Source organism: Dehalobacter restrictus DSM 9455 (genome assembly GCF_000512895.1).
GTDB classification, from domain to species: Bacteria; Bacillota; Desulfitobacteriia; order Desulfitobacteriales; family Syntrophobotulaceae; genus Dehalobacter; species Dehalobacter restrictus.
Genome location: NZ_CP007033.1, coordinates 1,609,372 through 1,627,650, shown reverse-complemented (window position 1 = coordinate 1,627,650; position 18,279 = coordinate 1,609,372). Strand labels below are relative to the sequence as shown.

Annotated in this window: 17 protein-coding genes and 1 riboswitch; of the genes, 16 read left to right on the top strand and 1 reads right to left on the bottom strand. The window is 45.6% G+C overall.

Going from position 1 to position 18,279, the window contains the following annotated elements; genetic code table 11:
* Nucleotides 1–5: 5 nt before the first annotated feature.
* Complete coding sequence (locus tag DEHRE_RS07815) at nucleotides 6–992, bottom strand: ABC transporter ATP-binding protein (RefSeq protein WP_025205773.1); 987 nt, start codon at nucleotides 990–992, stop codon at nucleotides 6–8.
* 141 nt (nucleotides 993–1,133) lie between these two features.
* Nucleotides 1,134–1,309, top strand: a riboswitch (cobalamin riboswitch).
* A gap of 216 nt (nucleotides 1,310–1,525) precedes the next feature.
* On the opposite strand from DEHRE_RS07815, the gene DEHRE_RS07810 reads away from it, so the two are divergent.
* The 16 genes from DEHRE_RS07810 (at nucleotide 1,526) to DEHRE_RS07735 (ending at nucleotide 18,243) form a co-directional block, all read left to right on the top strand.
* Nucleotides 1,526–2,896, top strand: a complete 1,371-nt coding sequence (locus DEHRE_RS07810) for a cobyrinic acid a,c-diamide synthase CobB (protein WP_025205771.1) — start codon at nucleotides 1,526–1,528, stop codon at nucleotides 2,894–2,896.
* A 106-nt stretch (nucleotides 2,897–3,002) separates the two neighbouring features.
* The gene (locus DEHRE_RS07805) at nucleotides 3,003–3,557 is read left to right on the top strand and encodes a bifunctional adenosylcobinamide kinase/adenosylcobinamide-phosphate guanylyltransferase (protein ID WP_025205769.1); all 555 of its coding nucleotides are present in this window, start codon (nucleotides 3,003–3,005) and stop codon (nucleotides 3,555–3,557) included.
* The gene (gene cobS / locus DEHRE_RS07800; RefSeq protein ID WP_025205768.1) at nucleotides 3,541–4,314 is read left to right on the top strand and encodes an adenosylcobinamide-GDP ribazoletransferase; all 774 of its coding nucleotides are present in this window, start codon (nucleotides 3,541–3,543) and stop codon (nucleotides 4,312–4,314) included. Before DEHRE_RS07805 ends, cobS begins: the two co-directional genes overlap by 17 nt.
* Nucleotides 4,311–4,706, top strand: coding sequence for a hypothetical protein (locus DEHRE_RS07795; RefSeq protein WP_025205766.1), 396 nt, complete (start codon nucleotides 4,311–4,313; stop codon nucleotides 4,704–4,706). The genes cobS and DEHRE_RS07795 overlap by 4 nt, the downstream gene beginning before the upstream one ends.
* Nucleotides 4,699–5,301, top strand: a complete 603-nt coding sequence (locus tag DEHRE_RS07790) for a histidine phosphatase family protein (protein WP_025205764.1) — start codon at nucleotides 4,699–4,701, stop codon at nucleotides 5,299–5,301. Before DEHRE_RS07795 ends, DEHRE_RS07790 begins: the two co-directional genes overlap by 8 nt.
* Nucleotides 5,302–5,382: 81 nt before the next feature.
* A complete protein-coding gene (cbiB, locus tag DEHRE_RS07785) occupies nucleotides 5,383–6,348 on the top strand; it encodes an adenosylcobinamide-phosphate synthase CbiB (RefSeq protein WP_025205762.1) in 966 nt (321 codons plus the stop codon).
* 677 nt (nucleotides 6,349–7,025) lie between these two features.
* Nucleotides 7,026–8,111 carry a threonine-phosphate decarboxylase CobD gene (cobD, locus tag DEHRE_RS07780; protein WP_019226065.1) on the top strand — a complete coding sequence of 362 codons (1,086 nt, stop codon included), beginning with the start codon at nucleotides 7,026–7,028 and terminating at the stop codon, nucleotides 8,109–8,111.
* Nucleotides 8,086–9,207, top strand: a complete 1,122-nt coding sequence (locus tag DEHRE_RS07775) for an alkaline phosphatase family protein (protein ID WP_019226066.1) — start codon at nucleotides 8,086–8,088, stop codon at nucleotides 9,205–9,207. The genes cobD and DEHRE_RS07775 overlap by 26 nt, the downstream gene beginning before the upstream one ends.
* 37 nt (nucleotides 9,208–9,244) lie before the next feature.
* On the top strand, nucleotides 9,245–10,756 hold the full coding sequence (locus DEHRE_RS07770; RefSeq protein WP_025205759.1) for a cobyric acid synthase: 1,512 nt from the start codon (nucleotides 9,245–9,247) through the stop codon (nucleotides 10,754–10,756).
* Complete coding sequence (locus DEHRE_RS07765; RefSeq protein WP_084544190.1) at nucleotides 10,757–11,287, top strand: cob(I)yrinic acid a,c-diamide adenosyltransferase; 531 nt, start codon at nucleotides 10,757–10,759, stop codon at nucleotides 11,285–11,287. It begins immediately after the preceding gene.
* 146 nt (nucleotides 11,288–11,433) lie between these two features.
* Entirely contained in the window at nucleotides 11,434–11,694 is a 261-nt protein-coding gene (locus DEHRE_RS07760; RefSeq protein WP_144284044.1) for a hypothetical protein, read from the top strand.
* A 303-nt stretch (nucleotides 11,695–11,997) separates the two neighbouring features.
* Entirely contained in the window at nucleotides 11,998–12,534 is a 537-nt protein-coding gene (locus DEHRE_RS07755; RefSeq protein ID WP_025205754.1) for a hypothetical protein, read from the top strand.
* Nucleotides 12,535–12,761: 227 nt separating this feature from the next.
* Nucleotides 12,762–13,736, top strand: a complete 975-nt coding sequence (locus tag DEHRE_RS07750; protein WP_025205753.1) for a cytochrome b/b6 domain-containing protein — start codon at nucleotides 12,762–12,764, stop codon at nucleotides 13,734–13,736.
* 244 nt (nucleotides 13,737–13,980) lie between these two features.
* The gene (locus DEHRE_RS07745) at nucleotides 13,981–14,559 is read left to right on the top strand and encodes a TetR/AcrR family transcriptional regulator (protein WP_025205751.1); all 579 of its coding nucleotides are present in this window, start codon (nucleotides 13,981–13,983) and stop codon (nucleotides 14,557–14,559) included.
* A gap of 25 nt (nucleotides 14,560–14,584) precedes the next feature.
* Nucleotides 14,585–16,675, top strand: coding sequence for an efflux RND transporter permease subunit (locus tag DEHRE_RS07740; protein ID WP_025205750.1), 2,091 nt, complete (start codon nucleotides 14,585–14,587; stop codon nucleotides 16,673–16,675).
* Nucleotides 16,675–18,243 (top strand): hypothetical protein, encoded by a 1,569-nt coding sequence (locus tag DEHRE_RS07735; protein WP_025205748.1) that lies wholly within the window; start codon nucleotides 16,675–16,677, stop codon nucleotides 18,241–18,243. Before DEHRE_RS07740 ends, DEHRE_RS07735 begins: the two co-directional genes overlap by 1 nt.
* The last annotated feature ends 36 nt before the right edge of the window (nucleotides 18,244–18,279 follow it).

Genomic DNA, 18,279 nt, shown 5'->3' with positions numbered 1-18,279 from the left:
TATCATCAGCGCTCTTCATATGATTTCTCAAACCCGCCACGGACACCATGAAGCGTTTCGCCGGTCAGTTTCAGAAAAACATCTTCAAGATTCGTCGGTCTCAGGCGCTGATAGCTGACAGGAAGGTGTTCACCGGCAATTCTTTGATTCAGGTCGTCAGCCATGGCTGGTCCGTTATCAGAATAGAGGACCAGATCATCACCAATTTGTTGAAAAGATTTCAGCCACTCAGAGCTCCAGTGCAGGAGCTTATTTTGCATATCCGGACTTACCCCGAGTTCCAGCGCATATTGCCCGACATGCTTATCAATAAGATCTTCCGGTACACCTTGCTCGAGGATTTTGCCCTGATTGATGATGATCAGTCGGTCGCAGAGATGACTGGCTTCTTCAAGATAGTGCGTTGTCAGCAGCACGGTCGTACCGCTTTCTTTTAACTGCCGCAGACGCTGCCAGACCATATGGCGGGCGTACGGATCAAGCCCGGTGGTTGGCTCATCGAGAATCAATAGCTCCGGACGGTTGATCAGCGCTCGTCCAATTGTCAGACGTCGTTTCATGCCGCCGGACAGCTCGTCGACGACCGCATTGGCTTTACTTCGAAGATCCATAAAGTCCAGGATTTCAAAAGCCCGTTCCCTGGCTATACTACGCGGCAGACGGTAATAGGAGGCGTAGACCAGCAGGTTTTCCAGAACCGTCAGTTCCGGGTCAAGGTTGTCTTCCTGGGCAACAACACCGAGACGTGCTTTAATTTCCCGGGAATGATCCGAAATATCCTGATTAAAAACAGTCAGGCGGCCCTCAGTTCTGGGTGACAAGCCAAAGACCATTCTGGCCAGGGACGTTTTGCCGGCGCCGTTTGGACCAAGAAGTCCAAAACACTCTCCCTGCCGGACAGTAAAAGAGATTGCATTAACGGCAGTGAAATCTCCGAATCGTTTGGTCAGGTTTCTGGCTGAAATGATATCGGTTGGAAGAGAATAAGACATGAAGAGGTACCTCCGTGAATTGCTGTTCCTTTTTCATAGCGTATCAAAAGGGGGGCAGAAGAGCAAGGCAGCATCTGAGAAAATATCAGGTAGGGAGAGGGTTATCCGCAGATTATGGGTGGACACACTGTATGTCTTCTGGTATAATGTAATCGCTTAGGTTGCATAATTTTGCAATAATAGGGAAACAGGTGAAATGCCTGTACGGTCCCGCCGCCGTAAGGTGGAGCAGATTCAAAGTTGCCACTGTTTACAATGGGAAGGCTGAATTTGCTTTGAAACCGAGTCGGAAGACCTGCCTGAGCCATTTTGCACTGTTTTCACGGAGGATGAAAGGTGTAGCATACGAATCGTGCAGAAGTGTTTTAGACTGTTTGCAGATTGTGTAAGTAAAACCTCTTCCAACCGCCGGTTAGAGAGGTTTTTTGATGTTCATGGATGGACGAATGCCGCGATGCCAAGGATGGCAAGGAGCGGCGATGTCTACGGGCCATCTCAGCTTTGATAGCTTCAATAGAAATGGAGAACAAGTCATGAAAGCAGTTATTCCACGTATTATGTTTGCGGCTGCAGGCAGCAGCAGCGGCAAGACCACAATTACTTGTGCGGTATTACAAGCCCTTCTGGAGCAAGGAGTTAATCCTGCTGCGTTTAAATGTGGGCCGGACTATATTGATCCGATGTTTCATACCGAAGTCATTGGGACAAAATCACGGAATCTGGATTTGTTTATGCTATCGGAAGAGGTATGCCGGTATTTGCTGGTCAAGAATTCCGAACAGTCGCAAATCGCTGTTTTAGAAGGAGTAATGGGTTATTATGACGGGCTAGGCATTGGCAGTACCGTGGCAAGTTCTTACCATTTGGCTGCAGTAACGCAAACGCCTGTTATCCTTATTGCCAATTGTGCCGGTTCAGCAATCTCAATTGCAGCCTTGATCCAAGGATTCTGCCATTTTAGACCGGACAACGGGATCAAGGGCGTTATTCTGAATAATCTTACACCTTCCCTATACCCGCAGTATAAGGAAATGATCGAAAAAGAGACGGATATCCAGGTGGTCGGTTACTTTCCGAAGCTCAAAGAATGCGCGCTGGAAAGCAGGCATCTTGGATTAATTACAGCATCGGAAGTGGAAGACCTGCAGCAAAAAATGAAATTACTGGCCATACAGGCCAGAGAATCCATCGATCTGAAACAGCTGCTGCGTATTGCAGGCAGGGCCGCGGAAATAGACTATCATGAGGCCGCGATCGAGAAAATCTCTGCTGTCAAAATCGCCGTAGCCAGAGATAAAGCCTTTTGTTTTTATTACCAGGACAGCCTCGACCTTTTGGAAACATTGGGAGCGGAACTGCAGTATTTTAGTCCGCTTGATGATCAAGCTGTACCGGAATGTGACGGACTGATTCTCGGCGGCGGTTATCCGGAATTATATACCGGACAGCTGGCCAGGAATACATCGATGCTGGCAAGCATCAGGCATGTTCTCTCCAATAATACTCCCTGTATAGCTGAGTGCGGCGGGTTCATGTATTTATTGGAACGTATTGCTGACAAGGACGGCAAACCTTATCCAATGGCAGGATATTTAGAAGGGGATGCTGTACTGACGGATAAACTGAACCGTTTCGGTTATATTACACTGACGGCGCAAAAGGACAACTTGCTGTGCGACAAAGGCGGCAAGATCAATGCGCATGAATTTCATTACTCTGATTCGACGGCCAACGGCAGCAATTTTACGGCAGTAAATTCATCCGGCAGCAAAACGTGGGACTGCATCCATGCCGATGAGAACCTCGTTGCCGGCTATCCCCACCTTCATCTCTGGGGGAATCCGGAGTTTGCCCGTTCGTTTATCCGGAAATGCGGTAGCTTTCGAACCGCTAGGATGGGTTAGTCAGGCGTGTATAAGCTGGAAAAGTTTGAATCGCTTGATGATCGATAGATGATAGATAATAATAGATAAAGGGATATTTTTGTGAAAGGAAAGAGGCGGTGAGTAAATGTTGGCTTTGGTCAGCGGAGGCGTTGCCAGCGGAAAGTCTGAAATAGCAGAAAACTTAGCTGTCAGTTTGAATAAAGGAAAAATGGCCTATATTGCAACAATGGCTGCCTCAGATGAAGAGTGCTGCAGCCGGGTGGTCAAGCACCGTCGAATGCGGGACGGCAAAGGGTTCGATACCTTTGAGTTTTCTTACGGACTTTTCGATAAGATCCCTGTTCTCAGCGGCTGCCATACCGCTTTACTCGAGTGCATGGGCAACCTGATTGCCAACGAAATGTATCTGCAGGAGCGCAGCCCGCAGGATACCATTGACTGCATCATCAATGATATCCGGTTGCTATCGGTGACCGTACCGAACACCGTTATCGTAACCAGTACGATATTTGAGGATTTCAAAACCTATGATGATTTTACAGCCGGCTATATCCGTGTACTGGCTGAAATAAATTCAGCAATTGCCGCTGCTGCAGATGTAGTGATTGAATCAGTCTGCGCAATCCCGCTTATCCATAAAGGAATGAAGGAGCTTTCCGGTTATGAAAATCTTGTTTGAATCGTTTGTTGCAGCCTTTTCGATGTATTCTAAGATTCCGATGCCTCAAATCGACTGGAACGAGAAGAATATGCGTTATTCTTTTATCTTCTTTCCTGTGGTCGGGGCTGTCATTGCCTTTATTCTTGATCTTTTGTTTCTAGTGTTCCAATATTTCGAGCTCAGTTCAGTCTTCTTTGCTGCTGCAGCTGTGTTTATTAACGTCATGATTACTGGCGGAATTCACCTCGACGGTTATTGCGACACGACGGATGCTTTAAATTCCTATAAGGATCAAGAGGAAAAGCTTCGAATCCTTAAGGATCCCAATGTTGGAGCCTTTGCAGTCATCTATACGTCAGCTGTCCTGCTGCTGCAGTTTGCGGCGTGGTACGAGACGTATCTGACACCGGACTTTTTCTTTCTCGTTCTTGTTTCGTTTATTCTGTCACGTTCAATGGCTGCTTTAGCGGTTATTTCCTTTCCGTGTGTCAGAAATACAGGACTTGCTTCAATCTTTGCAGGTTATGCCTCGAAGAAAACGGTAAGAACCATCATTTGCTTGATTGCTTTATCATGTGTTGCGGCAATGCTGTACGTGAGTGTGATTGTCGGAAGCATTGCAGTTCTATTTATTGTGCTGTCCTTTTACTTATTTTACCTGATGGCCCAAAAGTATTTTGGGGGTATAACCGGTGATCTGGCAGGCTTTTATATTGTGGTAAGTGAAACAGGAATACTCCTAATTTCAGCAATAGCAGGAGGCGTTATGCTATGATTTTGGTGATCGGAGGCGGCAGTCAGGGGAAATTGGAATTTGTCAGGAGCAGATGGGATATCGCTTCGGGAAACATTACGGACGGAGGGACTTGCAGCTTCGAAGGGGCTTTTCAGCGTCCGGTGCTTGACCATCTGCATCTGCTGATCAGACGTTTGCAGGAAGCCGGCCTTGATGCCCGGAAATTTATCGCTGACGGAATCGAGCAGCACCCCGACATGATTCTGATTTGTGATGAATTAAGCTCAGCCGTGGTGCCGGTTTTGAAAGATGACCGGGAAATGCAGGAAACGACCGGGAGGATCCTTTGTGCAGCCGCCCAGAAAGCGGCTAAGGTCTATCGCGTCTTCTGCTCCATTCCTGTTCTAATTAAAGGTGAAGAGCATGAATAAGTTCCTTTACCTGATCCGGCATGCCAAGACTGAGGGCAATTTGAGAAGCAGGTATATCGGAATTACGGATGAGCCTTTATCTGAACAGGGGATCTTCGAACTCCGCGAGCATATTGCTGCCGGCCGCTATACGGCGGTTGAACATGTCTTTGTCAGTCCGATGCTCCGCTGCCTTCAGACCAAGGAGCTGATTTATCCGGATGTCCCTTACAGTATAATTCCTGAACTTGCGGAATGCAGCTTCGGTATATTTGAGAACAAATCGTATGAACAACTGAAGGACCTTGCCGAGTACCAAAGCTGGATTGACAGTGGCGGAAAACAGCAAATCCCGGGCGGAGAACAGCCGGAAGTGTTCAGGTCACGCTGCCTGGACGGTTTTAGCCGGGTTATTCAGAAAGTAGATGAAGCCGGAATTGAACAGGCCGCACTGATTATTCACGGCGGTACGATCATGATGCTGCTTGAGGCATTTTCTCCGGAAATATTTGATTTTTACCATTGGCAAATAAAAAACGGCGAAGGCTATCAGATGACCATCGATCCGGGTTTATGGGCCGAAAAGAGAAAGCTAGCGGCGATATCTAAGATTTAGAGGATAAGAATATAAAGGTCCGAATTTGATCACCCACTTGTTTTTTGGTGAATGACGAAATGATAAAGAAGTTGGTATTGAATGATTACACTTTATGCTTTAATTACAGGTTATATTTTGGATTTAATTTTTGGTGATCCTTCCTGGCTGCCTCATCCGGTTCGCTGGATCGGTTCGCTGATTGCCGCAGGAGACAAATACCTGCACCGGATCAGTTGCAAGACGGATCGAAGCCAGTATTGGTGCGGGGTACTGCTGACTGCTTTCATTGTCACGATAACATTTCTCGTGCCGTTAGGCCTGCTGTATTTGCTTAAAAGCATCAGTCCACTGCTAGGGTTTATTGCCGAGGCCTTAATGTGTTATCAGATTCTGGCTACGAAGTCGCTGAAAGCTGAGAGCATGAAGGTATATGATGCTCTGCAGAAGAACGATATTATGAAAGCGCGTTATCAATTATCGTGGATTGTCGGACGGGACACGGAGAACCTGAACAGCTCCCAGGTAGCGAAAGGCGCTGTGGAAACCGTGGCTGAAAATCTTTCCGACGGCGTCATCGCCCCGATGATTTTCATTCTGGTTGGCGGAGCCCCTTTGGGCTTTTTGTATAAAGCGGTCAATACCCTGGACTCGATGATTGGCTATAAAAATGACAAATATCTTTATTTTGGCCGTTTTGCTGCCAAACTGGATGATGTCGTAAATTATCTGCCAGCTAGAATTTCTGCCTATTTGATGCTCCTGACGGTTTTTCTGACCCGTTATGATTTTAAAAACGCTTTTAGAATCTACCGGCGTGACCGTCACAATCATACCAGTCCGAATTCCGCCCACACTGAAGCCGTCTGTGCCGGAGCCCTAAATGTTCAGCTCGCCGGAAGCAACTATTACTTCGGCAAGCAGGTGGTCAAGCCAACGATCGGTGACCCGATCCGGGAGATCGAGGCTGAAGACATCCGCCGCGCCAACAAACTGATGGTTGCGACGTCGCTTGTCGGACTGATTCTTGGGTCCGCTGTCAGAGCGCTTATCGTGCAATTTGGCTGATAGTATTTCTGTTTAGCAGGGGCATATGAATACGACTGCTGTTACGCCAATCTGTAAGAGGTGAAATGTTCTTTGGGGCAGGTCAGTGAGTCACAATACCGCTTTCGGCCGTTGCGTCTTCCTTGACGCAAAAGGCCGCGCTACGCCGTCCAGGCTTCGCTCGTCGCGGAACTGTGACTCCCAGACTGATCTTAAGGGTGGAAGACTTTAGCGGCTCAAAAAGCACTATCAAGTTTAATATGCAGGTTTACTTTGCCTTCTGTAACTAGCTTTTTTATGACTTGCTCCTTGTAGTAGTACCTTCTAAGCATTGTTGCTTCTGAACGCAACGCTCTACATCGTGCTTCACATGGCGGCAATTAGGATTTTAGACTTGTGCTTGCCAACAAAGCGAGGAATACTGGCTGAGACAGTATAAAGGGACTTAATGTATTCGGTTCGGTGCTTTCCTAAACTTTCTACAGATTAGCGTATCTTCGTAACCGACCTGACAAGCGGAACATGGATGTGGAGCGCGGCTATTTGCGCCATGGATGGCGCAATAGCCGAAAAGGCGGTTACGAAGAGACGCGAGCCACAGAAAAGAACCTATTAAAACTACAGAAGCGTTCCATAAAATAATTTCAAACCTTTAAACATACTTAGGCTACAAATACGACAGAGACAGGTGAGAGCAGATGTACCAATATATCCACGGCGGAGACATTTATTCGGTAAAAAAACTGACAGGCAGGCAGGAAATCCTTGATTTTTCTTCCAACGTCAATCCACTGGGGCTGCCGGAGTCTGTAAAGGAAGCCGTGATCCGGTCACTTGATGAATGTACGAACTATCCTGACCCGTTTTGCCGGGATCTTGTTGCGGCTCTGGCTAACTATGAGTATACGGATCCTGAATATATTCTTGCCGCCAATGGGGCTGCAGAGATTATTTTCAGACTTGCGCTGGCTCTGAAACCGAAAAAGGCGCTGATCTTTGCTCCGACGTTTGCAGACTATGAAAAAGCGCTGCATACGGTGGATTGTTCGGTAGAATATTATTTTTTACGGCCAGAGCACGATTTTTCAGCTCGTGAGGACCTGCTGGATCAAATAAGCCCAGGCCTGGACCTCATGATCATCTGTAACCCCAATAATCCTACCGGTCAATTGTGTTCACGTGCATTTTTGCAAAAGGTGCTTGCCAAGAGCCAGGAGATCGGTGCAATTGTGATGATTGATGAATGCTTTATGGACTTCGTCGAAGATAAAGAACAATTTTCTGTGCAAAACTGTATTGAACAGTATGAAAATCTTGTTATTCTGAAAGCTTTTACCAAGATATTTGCGATGCCGGGTTTTAGACTTGGCTACGCTTTGACATCCAACAAAAAATTGCTCGAACAAATGAGGTCCGCCGGTCAGGACTGGAGTGTTTCAACGCCGGCCCAAATGGCTGGCATCGCTGCTTTGAAAGAAACAGCCTATCTGCAGCAAACGAAGCAGCTGATTCAAACAGAAAGAAGATTTCTGATTGATTCGTTATTGGGCCTTGGTCTCCAGATCATCGGCTCCAGAGCAAACTACATATTTTTCCGGACTCAGCGTACAGACCTAACTGAAAAGCTGATCAAGAGAGGGATTATGGTACGTCCATGCTCCAACTATGTCAATTTGAATGATGAATACTTCAGGGTTGCTGTAAAAAGCCGCGAAGATAATTTAAAACTCAGCGCCGCACTCAGGGATGTGATATTTGATGAAAGCAGTCATGGTCATTGTTGACGGACTTGCGGATGAAAAAATTGAAGAATTAGGCTGGCAAACCACGTTTGAGGCTGCCCGTCATCCTGAACTTGACCAAATTGCCGCCGGAGGTTATACCGGCTGGTTTAGTTCCTGCCCGCAGGGTTACCTGCCGGAAAGCATGCCGTGTATCCTCAATCTTTTAGGTATTGATCCTGCTTATTTTCCACAAAGCAGGGCATCACTCGAACTGCTTGCCAACGGCTACTGCCTGGAACAGGATGAAGTCGTTCTGCGCTGTAATCTTGCCGCACTTGACAGTCACGGAATACTAAGCTCTTTTAACGGCGGGAACTTGACCGGTCCGGATATGGAGGAAGCAGCGAAGATAGCGGCCGATATCGATCCAAATATCAAGGTGCTGCATTTATCCGGATATAGGAACCTGATCATTGTCAAAAAGCATTACTTTCAAACGCTGGATTGTAAGACTTATCCGCCGCATGAATTTTTGGGCGGTGATTCAGATGCTTTATTAGCGGACATCTACGCGTCAGCCCCAATACTACAAAAATTTGTTTCTGAGGGAAAAAACAGGTTAAAACACCTAAGCAGCCAAGAACAGCAATTGATGTTTTATCCGTGGGGAATATCCGGGAAAAGCTGTTTACCTGCGTTTGCAGAATTGTATAGCAAAAAGGCTGCGGCAGTCTGCGGTGCAGAAATTGCCAAAGGGATTGCATTGGCCTTGAAGATGGATGTTCCTGAACTAGAAGAAGCAACTGGAGATACGGATACAGATCTGGCCCTTAAGGCTCAAACAGCCTGCCGCCTGTTGTCCGGTCATGATTTTGTGCTTGTGCATATCAATGGAGCAGATGAAGCCGCTCACCGGCATGATTATCGGGAAAAAATTGAATTTATTGAAAGAATTGACCGGGAGTTTTTTGCCTTTCTGCGTCAGAACCTGGCAAATGAAACCAGGATCCTTGTCTGTGCCGATCATGCTACCAGCCCTGTCAGCGGTAAGCATTCGGCCTTGGACGTTCCGTATATCCTCCGAAAAGCCGGGGAAACCTTTCCGCCGGGGGATTTAGAAGCGAATAAGGCCTTGAAGTATCTGATTTCAGAGTAAATAATAACAGAACAAACAGGAAAGCGGGTGTGACACGATGGCCAAATCAATCATGGTTCAGGGAACAATGTCTAATGCCGGGAAAAGCTTGTTCACGGCAGGTCTGTGCCGTGTTTTTAAACAGGCAGGTTATAAGGTAGCGCCCTTCAAATCCCAGAACATGGCGTTGAACTCCTATATTACCAAAGAAGGGCTGGAGATGGGCAGAGCACAGGTTGTCCAGGCAGAAGCTGCCGGGCAGGAACCCAGTGTCCTGATGAATCCAATCCTTCTGAAACCGACGAACGATCAGGGATCGCAGGTCATTGTCAACGGTGAAGTGTTGGGTAATATGAATGCAGCAGACTATTTTAAATATAAGACCAGGCTCATTCCAAACATTATGGAGTCCTACCAGACGCTTGACCAGAAAAATGACGTTATTGTCATCGAAGGAGCAGGCAGTCCCGCAGAGATTAACTTGCAGGAGGATGATATCGTCAATATGGGGATGGCCAAAATGGCTAAAGCTCCTGTCCTGCTTGTTGCTGACATTGACAGGGGCGGCGTTTTTGCATCTATTTACGGCACGGTGATGCTCTTAAGTGAAGATGAAAGGGAAATGATCAAAGGAATTGTGATCAATAAATTTCGCGGAGATGTAGAAATTCTGAAGCCCGGGCTGCGGATGATCGAAGAAAAAGTCAATATTCCGGTCATCGGTGTCGTTCCATATCTGAATATCGACATTGAAGATGAAGACAGTTTATCCGAAAGAATTGCTGTGGACAAAATAGTGCAAGCAGTAGATATTGCAGTGATCCGGCTGCCAAGGATGTCCAATTTTACTGATTTTAACGTTTTTGAACTGATTCCCGGAGTTTCCCTGCGCTATGTAAAATCCATGGCTGAGCTGAAGAATCCGGATATGATCATCCTGCCAGGGACGAAAAATACGATGGCTGACTTGTTGTGGCTGCGTCAGAGCGGTCTGGAAGCAAAGATTAAAAAGCAGGCTGCTGACGGGGAAACAATCGTATTTGGCGTATGCGGAGGCTACCAAATGCTTGGAGAAACGTTGGAAGATCCTTTTAGCGTAGAAGAGGGCGGAAGTCTCACGGGAATGGGTCTGCTGGATATGAAAACAATATTCTCCAAACAGAAGACCAGGACGCAGGTGGAAGGCCGGTTCAGTCAGCTTGATGGTGTTCTTTCCGGATTATCCTCGATCCGTTTTCGCGGTTATGAAATTCATATGGGCGTGACAGAAACAGGGGATACCGAGCCTCTGACGCATATCGACATAGAGTCAGGCCTTCAGGTGCAAAAGACGGAAGGCGCCCGAAAGCGGAATGTTATGGGCAGCTATGTTCATGGAATATTTGATGAAGAAGGGGTCGCTGTAGCGATTGCCGAATGTCTGTTGAATAAAAAAGGGTTGGATTCAACCAGTCTTAAACAGTTAAGCTATAAACAATATAAAGAGCAGCAGTATGACCGATTAGCTGATGAAATCCGAAAAAACGTCGACATGGCTGCAATCATGAATATTTTGGAGGCAGGTGTATAATTGATGAAAAAGGGTCTTATCCATATTTACTGCGGGGACGGCAAAGGAAAGACGACCGCTTCTCTCGGTCTGGCAGTCAGGTGTGCAGGCAGAGGGCGCAGGGTATTAATTGTTCAGTTCTTAAAAAGCCAGGACACAGGAGAACTGCACACCCTGGAGAAAATTCCGGGGATAATGTTTTTGCGCGGTGAAGAGTCATTCGGTTTCTATAAGCAGGAAACAAATGAGCAGAAAGAGCAACGCAGGATCATTTATAATAAGATCCTGCAGCAGGCGATTTCAGCGTGCTGTGAAGGTCAGGTCGATTTGCTGATTCTTGATGAAGCAGTAGCCTCCTATAATTATGACCTCATTGACCGTTTGCTTCTGCTTGAATTTTTGCGTACGAAACCTGAAGGGCTTGAGGTTGTGATGACCGGACGGGGGCCTGCGGAGGAACTGCTTGATCTTGCGGACTATGTCTCTGAGGTCAAGAAAGTTAAACATCCTTATGATAAAGGGATCAAAGCGCGCCTCGGCATTGAGCGGTAATATTTTACAGCCTTGCTTTCATCTTGACAAAAAGCAGGTCTTCGCATTATACTGAAGTCAGAAAATTTAATAAATAATGGTTAAAAACATACAGTGTTACCTTTTGCTGACAGGTCAGGTTGGAATTCGAGGCACAGGTCAGAGGGATGTATGGGATGTTGCCGGACGGATTCAAAGCCACCTTCAGGGTTGGCTTTATTTATTCAGATCAGTTTCCCGCAAAATTTCTCAGTTTTCCGTTAAGATTCGTGTTTGAGGTCCATCGATTTCCAGTTAACGTTCAGGTTCACAAGTATGTTGTTTCAGTAGATCAGTTTGATACCTTGACCTTAGGTTTTCACCAGGCTCCATTTCTAGACTCCGTTATCCAGGTGATTCTCAAGAAAGGCGTAGAGAAAGTAGCGTAAGTTCCGTTTGTGATTCCATGTATTTGGGTTAAAGTAGGTGACTCGAGTAAAATTATCTGTTTGTGTCCATGAGGAATTTTGCGGGTTATACACTTAAGGCCTCTTCGTAATAATGCGAAGAGGCTGTTTATTTGTGTGCCAGTATTATGGCAGTTTTAATTAAATAGCCATTCTGTAAGTACTGTAATTGTTCTGTAAAATAAATAAAAATCAAAATATCTCTGTTGGCGGTATTGATGGAAGGAATTGGAAAATGAACGGAGAATTGTATAAATAAATTTTCCGTGAGAGGAGAGAAACGGCGTGAAAGTAAAACACAGACTTCTTTACCCAGTACTGCTGCTTCTGATCATGATCCTATCCATTCCAGGGATTGCTTATGCTGAATTTGATGAATACGGTTATAACGCTCAGGCAAGAATGTTTATCGGAACACTGGAAAACTGGGAAGCACTTCTTCAGGGATTACCTCCAGAGCCATTTAATCCGAAGGAAACAGACATTGTTTTTGTCGAAAGAAAATGGAATAAGCTTTTTGATCCAATGATTCATTTTAACCCGCCGTTAGGTGCGGGAGCCTGGCAGAAAGCCCGATTATGGAAATACCTTTCAGGAGACCAATTGGGATGGACCTGGCATCAGGATATTGAAGTCGTTTATTCCCCAGATCACCCGATACCAGGTGCGTTTGAGATTCCTCAGGAAGCAATGGGGTTGGCAGGATTCTATTGCACGGTACAGAAGGAATACCTGCAGGGACCTAACAGGCAAAAAACTGTCATTCAGGATTTCTGCGTAAAAAAATCTGTGGTTATTAAAGCCATAAATGGTCTTGAGTAATCTGCAATTCAATGAGTATATACATTAGAGATGTAATTATTATTTGCTAAGGGGGTATCGCCCAACAACGAAAAAGTAATTGGGCGATACCCTCTAGTTTATGCTGATTGTTCATAAAATTGTCATCTTTCTGCCATAGAACCAACACAGAATGCGCATAGAATACATATTGAATAAAATTTACAGTATCAGAAATTGATGCGAATACATAATGGTTAGGTGGTTTTATGAGCAGTAAATTAGTGACAAAGATTATATTAGATATTGCCATGAGCATATTTTTTGTGTTCCTGCTGGATGCTTTTGGAACCGGGTTAGCTTTTCATGAGATTGCAGGGCTATTTGTTTTTGCTCTTTTCGGTATCCATATTCTGTTGAACTGGTCCTGGGTGAAAAACACCACGCTTAATCTGCTGCAAAACAAGCTTAAAAATAGGACCGCAGTTTCCGTAAAGATGAAATATGCTTTGAACCTCGCAATCTTCATCAGTATTTCGATCATAGTGACTACGGGAGTACTGATATCGAAGGTTTTGTTTCCTTCAGATACGATTCATGGCGAATGGATCTATCTGGTCCATAAATGGACGTCGTACGTCTGTCTGGGCTTTCTGATCACCCATCTTGCAATTCATGCCAGCTATTTCGTAAAATCAGTAGGCAGGATCATCATAAACCTGAAAGAGCGCAATGTCAGAAAAACACTGGTTCGCCTTGGTGCAGCGTGCCTGCTGGTCATCATGTTGTATACCCGGGTTCTTTCAACAGTTTCGACAAGCGATGAGAGTCAGTTGAGCAAAATTGCTGAGACGCAGATCACGACATCGCAAAGTACATCCAAAAATAGAACTGAACCCGCAGCAGAGAATTATTATAATGAAAACATAACCTATTCGGAGGGTTCAGGTTCTGACAATAATAATACAGAAGAACGTATCATCGATGACATGACGATTGGCAATGATGATTCAGAAGACGCTGATGCTATTGTTTCGGCAAATGATTCCGCTACGGATGCAACTGTTGGTGATACCACCGGTCCGGAAGAAAAAATCAGTCTTGATGCGTATCTGTCCCAGTTGCATTGTAACGGTTGCCATAAAAACTGCTCTCTTTTGTATCCACAATGCGATAAGGCCCAACGTGAGATAAGGGTGGCAGAACAGAATTATCAGGAACTCTATGGGAATATAAGCGATTAATAGCACTGCCAATTATGAAAGAATAATCAATCATAGATGAAGCAGGTGTAAAAAAAGAAGTATTTTTTTGCACCTGCTTTTTTAGTGTATCGGAAAGTAAAGATCCTTTACCACCAGATGCATATGCGGAATACGGACACATAGAATAAGAGTATCGCGGTATAAATGAACTCATGTTTAATATTGACAACTGGATTTCGGCCGCGATATACTGAAAATAAGAATAATGAATGGGTGTTTATTTATGCAAGTACCAAAAGAAGAGATTAAAAAAAGAATTATCGAGGCTGCGGAAGAGGAATTTCTAGTCTCAGGCTACCGTCATTCCTCAATGCGGAGTATTGCGCAGCAAGCCGGGATTACTGTAGGGAATATTTACTCTTATTTTTCCGGTAAGGATGACCTGCTCGATAATATCCTTCAGTCAACTATAGAGCAGCTACGGAAGCTGGTATTCATTGACATATGCGATAAAAGCAGCCTGTCGATGCAAAGCATCACCTATGTTACGGAAGCGATCACCAAGGTCTTTCTGGACAACAGAACGCAGTTTTTGATCCTGATGAAAAGCGTCGCGGGCTCCAAATACGAAAATACAAAGGCGGAACTGATTGAGCTTGTCAAGCAGCGTCTGGAAAACGATTTGTTCCTAAGCAGTTCCAAGCCCGGAAGTGATATGCTGCTTGCCGACTCCTTGGCCTTGGCGCTTATTGAAGGAATCATCAATATTTTTAATAAGTATGGCGGAGATGAAGTGCGTCTTGCCAATCTATTGAACAAATTTCTTTTATTGATTATTGGGGATATCCAAAAGAGACTTTAAAAGAAACGGTAAAGGATGATAAGATATGCAGCTGTTTATAGAAAAGTTTGTGAAAGGCCTTATTGTCCATAAACGGGTCGTTTTACTAATCTATTTGGCAGTCATTATTGCCAGTATTGCGCTTGTACCCAGTATTACAGTTAACTATGATTTAGCGGAATATCTGCCGGAACAATCCATGACCAAGCAGGCGATTACGCTTGTGGACCAGGAGTTTGGTTATCCAGGAACTGCGCAGGTCATGGTGGAAGGCATCTCTATACGGGAAGCCCTTGAAGCCAAGGAAAAAATCAAAGAGGTTCCGGGTGTAAAAAACGTGATCTGGCTGGACGATGTCACAGATGTTACGGTTCCGGAGACCTTTATTTCCCAAAACGTTCTGGATAGTTACTACAAAGATGGTTCTGCCTTGTTTCAGATTGAATTTGCTCAGGGGGATTATTCCATGGAAACAGGGGATGCCCTGAAAGCGATCCGGGCTTCGTTAGGCGAAAATGTCAGTATCACGGGAGAAGCTGAAGATTCGAGCCATATGCGGGAAGTGCTTGGCTCGGAAATGTCCAAGATTATGATCATCGTTATTCCGCTCTGCGTCCTCATCCTGATGTTGGCATGTTACTCCTGGATAGAACCGCTGCTGTATTTAAGCGTCATAGGGGTTTCTGTGATTATCAATGCCGGAACAAATGCCTTTTTCCATAACATATCTTTCATCACCAATTCAATTGCTGCGGTGCTGCAATTCGCCATTTCGATGGATTTTTCGTTGTTTCTTTGCCACCGCTATCTTGAGGAAAAGGATGCCGGGGCCGAGGTTCTTTCTGCAATTGCCAAAGCAGTAAAAAATACACTTTCATCTATTTCGGCGAGCGCGCTGACGATTATAGCTGGGTTTTTAGCCCTGCTTTTTATGCAGTACGGGATCGGCAAGGATCTTGGACTGGTATTGGTTAAGGGAATCTGTCTGAGCTATATCAGTGTGATCATTTTGCTGCCGATTCTGATTGCGATCTTCCACAAAACGATTGACAAAACCCGGCACAGGCCCCTCGTTCCGCCTTTTATGAAGATAGGCCGGGGCACAATCAAAGTTAGATATCTGTTGTTTGCCCTGGTTGTGATGATTGTTATTCCGTCTTTCCTGGCACAAAAGAATACTGACTTTTTATATGGGAATACTTCAGGAAGTTCCAGTGAGGGAACTATTGTCGAGGAAAGAAATAACATTGAAAGCCGCTTCGGTGTCTATAATCCTGTTGTGATTTTAGTTCCAAATGACGATATTGCTGCTGAAATACAGCTTTCCCAGGAACTGGAGGAACAGAAATATATCCGCGATGTTCAGACTCTGGTCACGCTGGTAGATCCTGCAATCCCACGTTCTTTACTGCCGCAAAGCGTCAGGGATATGTTCCTGTCAGAACATTATACCCGTATGATCGTTCTTATGAACATTGCCGGTGAAACGCCTGAGACTTTTGAAGCCGTTGCAGAACTCGAACAGTCGGTGCAAAAGTATTACCCTGATGAATGGTATGCCGCGGGGAATGCCACCAGTATTGCCGATATCAAAAATACTGTTGAACATGACACGCGTACAGTTAACCTGTTTTCAATTCTGTCTGTGGGTCTGATTATTCTGCTGACGTTCCGTTCCATATCTGTTCCGGTGCTGCTGATCGCAGTCATTGAGTCTTCTATCTGGATCAATATGGGGATACCCTATTTTCAGGGATCAAGTCTGGTGTTTATCGGTTATTTGGTTGTGAGTTCCATCCAGCTTGGCGCAACGATTGATTATGGGATTCTGATGTCTAACCGCTATCTCGAATTCAGGAAGACGCAAAAACCTAGAGACGCAGTACTGTCTGCGTTAAATACTGCCGGAAATACCGTGATGATCTCAGCATTGATTCTTGCCGTGGCGGGTTTTGCGGAAGGACTGCTTTCCCAAATTAAAGCTATCAGTGATATTGGTATTTTGCTGGGCAGGGGTGCGGCACTGTCAGGACTGATGGTCCTTGTTTTACTGCCGGTGCTGCTGATGACGTTTGATAAAGTAATGATGAAAACCACTTTGTCTGCGAAAGAAAGTGGGAGGGAGGAGACAATCTGATGAAAAAACTAGTTGCATGCTTCCTGACAGTAACGCTGCTGATTTCAATATTCTCCTTATCTGCATCTGCTTCAGATACGGAGAGCACAGAAAGCAGCCAGAATATTACCGTTGTTAAAGATGAGACCGTTTATGCGGACCTCAAAACGGATGGGAGTATATCCGGTATCACGGTCGTAAACAGGATTGATACGCCTGAGTCCGGCATTTACCTGGACTACGGTGTCTACGATTCGATTACCAATCTTTCCGGCAGTGAAACCCCAGTGCTTACGGACGGCAAGATTTCCTGGCAGCTGCCGGCGCGGGATGCGGGTTTCTATTATCAGGGCAAACTGGCTGATGGAGAACTGCCGTTTGCGTTTGCTGTTACTTATCGGCTGAACGGCCAGGAGGTTAAGCCCGAAGACATTGTTGGCAAAGAAGGAAGAATTGAAATTACGCTGAAAATTCAGCCGAATGTTGAAGCCAAAGCGTATTACAGGGAAAACTATCTTTGTCAGGTCCAGCTGCCGCTGGATCTGGATGAAAATACGGTCGTTTCTTCATCAGGAGCCTCCACCATGATTTCCGGCAAGACCCTAACACTGGCCTACATGGTGTTGCCCCAGAAAAATGCGCAGTATAGAGTGGTGTATGATACTGAAAAATTTCAGATGGCGTCCATGACGATGACCTGCACCTGTTTTGACAGTTCCAGTTTCCTGAATCTTGACATTGATGCCGGAGGTATAACGAGAATGTCGAGCGGTGCCGGGGAAATTGTTTCCGGTACAGAGAAGCTGAAGGCCGGCTTAATCGAATTAAATAAAGGATTGCAGCATATTGCTTCGGGCTCTGCCCAACTTCAGCAGGGAGCCGGCACGATGCGTCAGGGGATAGAACAGTATTCAGCCGGAGCATCAAACCTTGCGGAGCAGTTTAAACAGATCAGCGGCGGCACATCTCAGCTTTCCCAGCAGGGACATGAACTTTCAGCCCAGTATACCAGCCTTTCCTCCGGCGTAACAGCAATGATGAATCAATTAACGCCGCTGCTAGATTCTCTACCAGCTGAACAAAGACAGGCTTATCTTCAGCAGATTGGAACCCTGAAGGTTCAGTTATCCCAATATGGCAGCGGTCTGTCCAGCTATACAACAGGCGTAGCCCAGTCTGCCCAGGGAATCACAGAATTTTCAACAGGTTTGGATCAATTTGCACAGCAGGGGACGGAATTAAAATCAGGTTCAGTCTCACTGGCCAACAGTTTAACAGCGCTGACCAGCGGCTTAAACCAGCTGGCATCCAGTGCATCTGTTCTGCCTGTTCAGGTTCAAAAACTGATTGACGGGCAAAGACAATTTAAAAACGGTATAGATGAGGCTTCCGGATTGCTGGAGACACTCTCATTTGGCAGCGGGGAAGAGACAAAGCCGGTATCTTTTGTGTCCTCGAAGATTTCCCCGAAAAGTGTTCAGTTTATTATTCGGACCCCGGACTTAAAAGCTGATGCAGACGATAAAGCCTCAGTTACGGACTCTGGAAAGTTATCCGTATGGGAGCGTTTTCTAAATCTTTTTCGTTAACCTTTTCTAAACCATTGAACTTTTCTGCTAATTGTG